Annotated in this window: 8 protein-coding genes; 7 read left to right on the forward strand and 1 reads right to left on the reverse strand. The window is 69.3% G+C overall.

Going from position 1 to position 6,518, the window contains the following annotated elements; all coding sequences use genetic code 11:
* The first annotated feature begins 81 nt into the window (after positions 1 to 81).
* From LIU39_RS28785 to LIU39_RS28805, 6 genes are all read left to right on the forward strand, one after another.
* Positions 82 to 1,671 (forward strand): acyl-CoA carboxylase subunit beta, encoded by a 1,590-nt coding sequence (locus tag LIU39_RS28785; RefSeq protein ID WP_227049854.1) that lies wholly within the window; start codon positions 82 to 84, stop codon positions 1,669 to 1,671.
* A 12-nt stretch (positions 1,672 to 1,683) separates the two neighbouring features.
* The gene (locus LIU39_RS28790) at positions 1,684 to 1,896 is read left to right on the forward strand and encodes an acyl-CoA carboxylase epsilon subunit (protein ID WP_227049855.1); all 213 of its coding nucleotides are present in this window, start codon (positions 1,684 to 1,686) and stop codon (positions 1,894 to 1,896) included.
* Positions 1,897 to 2,034: 138 nt separating this feature from the next.
* On the forward strand, positions 2,035 to 2,163 hold the full coding sequence (gene mmpB / locus LIU39_RS35075) for a morphogenic membrane protein MmpB (protein ID WP_264483373.1): 129 nt from the start codon (positions 2,035 to 2,037) through the stop codon (positions 2,161 to 2,163).
* Between the two features lie 216 nt (positions 2,164 to 2,379).
* The gene (locus LIU39_RS28795) at positions 2,380 to 3,864 is read left to right on the forward strand and encodes a peptidoglycan D,D-transpeptidase FtsI family protein (RefSeq protein ID WP_227049856.1); all 1,485 of its coding nucleotides are present in this window, start codon (positions 2,380 to 2,382) and stop codon (positions 3,862 to 3,864) included.
* Positions 3,865 to 3,938: 74 nt separating this feature from the next.
* Positions 3,939 to 4,550 carry a nucleoside triphosphate pyrophosphatase gene (locus LIU39_RS28800; RefSeq protein WP_227049857.1) on the forward strand — a complete coding sequence of 204 codons (612 nt, stop codon included), beginning with the start codon at positions 3,939 to 3,941 and terminating at the stop codon, positions 4,548 to 4,550.
* Between the two features lie 89 nt (positions 4,551 to 4,639).
* A complete protein-coding gene (locus LIU39_RS28805; protein WP_227049858.1) occupies positions 4,640 to 5,467 on the forward strand; it encodes an MOSC domain-containing protein in 828 nt (275 codons plus the stop codon).
* A gap of 22 nt (positions 5,468 to 5,489) precedes the next feature.
* Here LIU39_RS28805 and LIU39_RS28810 read toward each other — a convergent pair whose 3' ends face one another.
* Positions 5,490 to 5,873 (reverse strand): hypothetical protein, encoded by a 384-nt coding sequence (locus tag LIU39_RS28810; protein WP_227049859.1) that lies wholly within the window; start codon positions 5,871 to 5,873, stop codon positions 5,490 to 5,492.
* A gap of 523 nt (positions 5,874 to 6,396) precedes the next feature.
* Here LIU39_RS28810 and LIU39_RS28815 point away from each other — a divergent pair.
* Positions 6,397 to 6,518 (forward strand): biotin carboxylase N-terminal domain-containing protein (locus LIU39_RS28815; RefSeq protein WP_227049863.1); only part of this gene is annotated, 122 nt, incomplete at its 3' end.

The following is a 6,518-nucleotide window of genomic DNA, read 5'->3' on the forward strand; positions in this document are numbered from 1 at the left end:
CGATACGCTACGAACCGGTAGCCCACCCCGTACCACCCTCAGTACGAGCACCAGTCCAGGACGAGCAGGAGCCGCATCCCGATGTCCGAGCCGGAAGCACACATCCACACCACCGCGGGCAAACTGGCGGATCTGCAGCGGCGGATCGAAGAAGCCACCCATGCCGGTTCGGCACGCGCCGTGGAAAAGCAGCACGCGAAGGGCAAGTTGACCGCGCGTGAGCGCATCGACCTGCTGCTCGACGAGGGCTCGTTCGTCGAGCTCGACGAGTTCGCGCGCCATCGGTCGACGAATTTCGGTATCGAGAAGAACCGGCCGTACGGCGACGGCGTCGTGACCGGTTACGGCACCGTCGACGGCCGGCCGATCTGCGTCTACTCCCAGGACTTCACCGTCTTCGGCGGGTCGCTGGGCGAGGTCTACGGCGAGAAGATCATCAAGATCATGGACTTCGCGCTGAAGAACGGCTGTCCGGTCGTCGGCATCAACGACGGCGGCGGCGCGCGGATCCAGGAGGGGGTCGCCGCCCTCGGACTGTTCGGGGAGATTTTCCGGCGCAACGTGCACGCGTCGGGTGTGGTGCCGCAGATCTCGCTGGTCGTCGGGCCGTGTGCGGGCGGCGCGGTGTACTCGCCCGCGATCACCGACTTCACGGTGATGGTCGACCAGACCTCGCACATGTTCATCACCGGGCCCGACGTCATCAAGACCGTCACCGGTGAGGACGTGGGCTTCGAGGAGCTGGGCGGCGCCCGGACGCACAACACCACGTCCGGTGTGGCGCACCACATGGCGGGCGACGAGAAGGACGCCATCGAGTACGTCAAGGCACTGCTGTCCTACCTGCCGTCCAACAACCTCTCCGAGCCGCCGGCCTTCCCCGAGGAGGCCGACCTGGAGACCTCGGACTTCGACCGCGAGCTGGACACGCTGATCCCGGACTCGGCGAACCAGCCCTACGACATGCACACCGCGATCGAACACGTCCTGGACGACAACGAATTCCTGGAGACACAGGCCCTGTTCGCGCCGAACATCCTGACCGGATTCGGCCGGGTCGAGGGGCATTCGGTGGGTGTCGTCGCCAACCAGCCGATGCAGTACGCCGGCTGTCTGGACATCAGGGCGAGCGAGAAGGCCGCGCGGTTCGTGCGCACCTGCGACGCGTACAACATCCCGGTGCTGACGTTCGTCGACGTGCCCGGCTTCCTGCCCGGTACGGACCAGGAGTACGAGGGGATCATCCGCCGCGGCGCCAAGCTGATCTTCGCGTACGCGGAGGCGACGGTGCCGCTGATCACGGTGATCACGCGGAAGGCGTTCGGCGGCGCGTACGACGTCATGGGCTCCAAGCACCTGGGCGCCGACCTCAACCTCGCCTGGCCGACCGCCCAGATCGCCGTCATGGGCGCGCAGGGCGCGGTCAACATCCTGCACCGCCGCACGCTCGCCGCGGTCGAGGAGCCGGCGGCCCTGGAGGACCGGCGCCAGGAGCTGATCCAGGAGTACGAGGACACCCTGCTGAACCCGTACGTCGCCGCCGAGCGCGGCTACGTCGACGCGGTGATCATGCCGTCGGAGACCCGCAGGCACATCGTCCGCGGGCTGCGCACGCTGCGCAACAAGCGTGAGGCGCTGCCGCCGAAGAAGCACGGCAACATTCCGCTCTAGGAGGTCGGTCCGATGTTCAAGGTCGTACGGGGCAACCCCACACCCGAGGAACTGGCGGCCGCGCTCGCGGTGGTGCAGGCCACGGCGGCGGCCGGCGCCGCCGGCCTGACGTCCGCCGGTGACTGCGCGGGCACCGAATGGTCCGATCCGGCATCCACGATCCCGTCCCGCCGGCTGCCGCATCCGGGCCCGCGGTCCTGGCGCACCAGCTACTGGCCGCGCTGAGGCACCCGGGGCGGCGGCACGGTCCCGCGGCCCGCGCTCACGGAGTGTGACGCGCATCGCAGCCGGGGAGTTCCCGCCGGTCAGATGGGTGCATAGTGCACCGGCTGGTGTGGCGCGCGACGGCGCAGGATCGACGTCATGCTGTGGTCAGATCCGCCCGACGAGCCTCCCGAGGAGCTGCGCGACGCGCAGGCAAAGCTCCGTCGGCTGGGCATCGTGGTGGCCACCGCGGCAGTGGTGCTGATGTTCCTCGTCGTAGGGCGATGACGCGCAGAGGGCGCGGACGGTTGCGCCCGCCGCCGCACCGGAAGGCCGCCCCGTCCGCTCCTGAACCGCCGTACGGCGACGAGCGGCGCGCCTCACATTCCCCACGAACCCGCAACCATCCCGCCCGCAATCGCCTCTTTCTCTCCTGAACTGACAATTCCGGCGGGTGGCCCTGGGGTCACGCTGCCTGCGGGGCGCAAGGGGAGTGGGAGATCGATGAACCGGCCGCTGAGGCACATAGCCGTCTTCTGCGGGGTGCTCGTCCTCGCCCTGCTCGCCCGCGCGACCTGGGTCCAGTTCGTGCAGGCCGACTCCCTGGCGAAGGACAACAACAACCGGCGGGTCAAGATCGAGGCGTTCTCGTACCCGCGCGGCAACATCATCGTCGGCGGCAAACCGATCACCGGCTCCGTGGCGACCCCGGGCGACTTCAAGTACAAGGTGACGTTCAAGGACGGCCCGATGTACGCCCCGATCACCGGCTACGCCTCACAGGCCCAGGGCCCCACCTTCCTGGAGGGCGTCTACCAGGACGTCCTCAACGGCAAGGACGACCGGTTCTTCCTGCACCGCGCCCAGGACATGCTGACCGGCAAGAAGCCGCGCGGCGGCGACGTCATCACGACGATCAACGAGAAGGCGCAGAAGGCCGCCTACAAGGGGCTGACCGACCTGCACGCCCGCGGCGCCGTCGTCGCCATCGACCCGCGGACCGGCAAGATCCTCGCGATGGCCAGCACCCCGTCGTACGACCCGTCCGACTTCTCCGGCATCTCGCTGGCCGAGGGCAAGAAGTTCCTGGCGCTCGACCGCGACAAGGACAAGCCGATGAGCAACCGCGCGCTGCGCGAGATCTACCCGCCCGGCTCGACCTTCAAGATCCTCACCGCGGCCGCCGCCCTCGACCACGGCACGGTCACCGACATCAACACCCCCTCCGGCGCCCCCGCCCCCTACACCCTCCCCCAGACGCACACCACGGTCGGCAACGACGTCCCCAACTCCCTCTGCGACAAGGTCTCCATGAAGACCGGCATGCAGTGGTCGTGCAACAACGTCTTCCTGGACGCCGCCCACAAGCTGGGCACCGACAAGATGCGCGAGACGGCGGAGAAGTTCGGCTTCAACAAGGAGCTGTTCACGCCCGTACGGTCCGCGGCCAGCGGCTACCCCGCGAAGCTCGACCAGCCGCAGACCGCCCTCACCGGCATGGGTCAGGGCAGCCTGACCAGCACCCCGCTCCAGATGGCGGTGATCACCGCGGGCCTCGCCAACAACGGCAAGGTCATGAAGCCGTTCATGGTCGACGAGCTGCGCGGCCCCGACCTGTCCACCATCGAGAAGTTCGCCCCGGTGCCGCTGCACCCCAAGGACCCGCAGGCCGTCTCCGTGGACACCGCGAAGAAGGTGCAGGAGATGATGGAGAACACCGTCTCGGCCGGCACCGCGAAGAAAGCGCAGATCGACGGCGTGACCGTCGGCGGCAAGACCGGCACCGCCCAGCACGGCGCCGATGTCAACGACGAGCGCCCGTACGCCTGGTTCGTCTCCTATGCCAAGCAGAGCGACGGCACCTCCCCGGTGGCCGTCGCGGTCTTCGTCGACCCCAAGGACATGGACATCCCGCGCTCGGAGATCGCCGGTGGCAAGCTGGGCGGCCCGATCGCCAAGTCCGTCATGGAAGCGGTGCTGAACAAGTAGCCGGGCCCGGCGGGCGGGCCGGAGTTGTCCACAGGCGTGCCCGCCCGTCCGCCCGGCTCCGTACGATGGCGGGCATGACCGAAGCACCGAAGCCCCGCCGTCTCGTCCTCGCCTCCCAGTCCCCCGCCCGCCTGGCCCTGCTGCGCCAGGCGGGTCTCGCCCCCGAGGTCATCGTCAGCGGCGTCGACGAGGACGCGCTCACCGCCGCCACCCCCGGCGATCTCGCGCGGGTCCTGGCGGAGGCGAAGGCAGCGGCCGTCGCCGTCCGGCCGGAGGCAGACGGCGCGCTGGTCGTCGGCTGCGACTCGGTGCTCGAACTGGACGGCCGGGCGCTCGGCAAGCCGGCCGACGCCGAGGACGCCACCGCCCGCTGGAAGTCCATGCGCGGCCGCTCCGGCATCCTGCGGACCGGACACTGCGTGATCGACACCGCGGACGGCCGCCGGGTCTCCGCCACCGCCTCGACCACGGTCCGCTTCGGCGAGCCCAGCGACGCCGAGATCGCCGCGTACGTCGAGAGCGGCGAACCCCTCTTCGTCGCCGGGGCGTTCACCCTCGACGGCCGCTCGGCCCCCTTCATCGACGGCATCGACGGCGACCCCGGCAACGTCATCGGCCTGTCCCTGCCGCTGCTCCGCCGCCTGCTGGCCGACCTGGGCACCGCGATCACCGACCTGTGGACCTGAACCGCCCGTCACCGCACGCCAAGGCCACCCGACCGCCTGAACTCCCCATCCACACCACCGGCATCGACATATCGGCATAGGCTGCCGGCATGGCCAGAGTCGTCGATCTGATCACCTACCCCGTCAAGGGCTGCGCCGGAATCCCGTCAGCGAGCGCCGACCTCACACCGGCCGGCCTCGCCCACGACCGCAGCTTCCTCGTCGTCCGCGGCGACGGCGTCTTCCGAAGCCAGCGCACGGACCCGGTCCTGGCAACCGTCCGCCCCGAGGTGAGCCCCGACGGCCGCCAACTCACCCTGCGCGCACCGGACATCGAGCCACTGCACATCGACGTGGACCGCACCGGCCCGCGCACCGGCGTCGAAATGTTCGGCACGCCCTACCGCGCGATTGACCAGGGCAGCACCGCGGCCGACTGGCTGTCCGACGTACTCGGCTCCCGCAGCCGGCTGGTCCGTGTGCCGCCGGACCACGACCGGGTCACCGACGGCCTCCACCCCGGCACCTCTCACTTCGCCGACAGCAGCGCCGTCCACCTCATCTCCCGCGCCACCCTCGATGCCCTCAACACCCGCATCACCGCCGTCGGCGGCACACCGGTCCCGATGGACCGGTTCCGCCCGAACATCGTCGTGGACGGCTGGGACGAGCCGCACACCGAGGACCACGCACACCGGATCGCCATCGGCGACACCGAACTGGGCTTCACCAAGCACGCCGTCCGCTGCGCCGTCACCCTCATCGACCAGCAAACCGGCACCAAAAAAGGCCCCGACCCGCTGCGCACCCTCGCCACCTACCGCCGTATCCCCAAGGGCGGCGTCACCCTCGGCTCCAAATACTCGGTCCTACGCCCCGGCCACCTGACCCTGGGCACCACCTGCACGGCGACCACTCTCACCACACCTGTCGCCTGAGCAGCCACGGACCCCGGCAACCTCACGGTTCGACGGTGCCGACCCCCACCCGCCCCTCGCCATACGCCACCAACACCAACACAACCAGCCCCAGCACCACCATCATCACGAGGAAGGCCACCCACCCCACCAGCCCCACCGCAAACGCCCCAACCACCCCATGCACCACGGCACAACTGATCAGCACAACGCGCCCGAGGCGACCCGGCGCCCGGTCACGAAGCCCCGTACGCACCAGCACCCCGGCGCAAAAGAGCAGATACAGCCCGAAAACCGCGGCCCCCGCCCAGGCCCCCGCCGTCATCGCTCCCGGCTCCACCCCCGCCAGGGACATCCGCTGCCGATCGACCACGATGCTCAGAATCCAGTTCAGCAGCACGATCCCGAACGCCTCCAGGATCAGCATCACAGCCGCCGCCAGGGCCACCGGTCTACGCGCCGCCACCCCGCCCACCCACTTCCGCCGTCGCCGAGCACACTGTTGCCGAGAACACGCCGAACACGCCATCGCCGGGCACGGGACGCCCCGAGGGCACCCGAGAACCCCCGTTACCGCGAGTACAGAAGGCATCGCGCACGCTACTAATCGGTAATAGCCGGGGCAAGGGCCTTGCACCACTCGCCCGCGGCCCCGCTCGGCCCCGCGCCATGCGCAAAGTTTCATTCGCCCATTCGTAGGGACTCCACAAAGAATTGACGGTGTGGTGAACACGAACCGGCAGAGACCTAGACCACATCCAGGCGCGAAGCTGAGATCGTAAAACCGGGCCTACCCTGGGATATCGGGGGGCTTTACACCCCCACTGGCACCCGTACCACTCTCCGTGTGGGGAAGGTCACCACCGGGAACGGGTCGGCACACGGTGTCGCCAGTCCCTAAACTCGCTGCGTTCATTGTGTTGCGGCGTAGCGCCAAGGAAGGACCCAACGTGCGCAAGGTGCTCATCGCCAACCGTGGCGAAATCGCTGTCCGCGTTGCCCGTGCATGCCGGGACGCCGGGATCGGGAGCGTAGCGGTTTACGCCGACCCCGACCGGGATGCCCTGCACGT

The sequence above is a fragment of the Streptomyces pinistramenti genome (assembly GCF_020564935.1).
Taxonomy (GTDB): domain Bacteria; phylum Actinomycetota; class Actinomycetes; order Streptomycetales; family Streptomycetaceae; genus Streptomyces; species Streptomyces pinistramenti.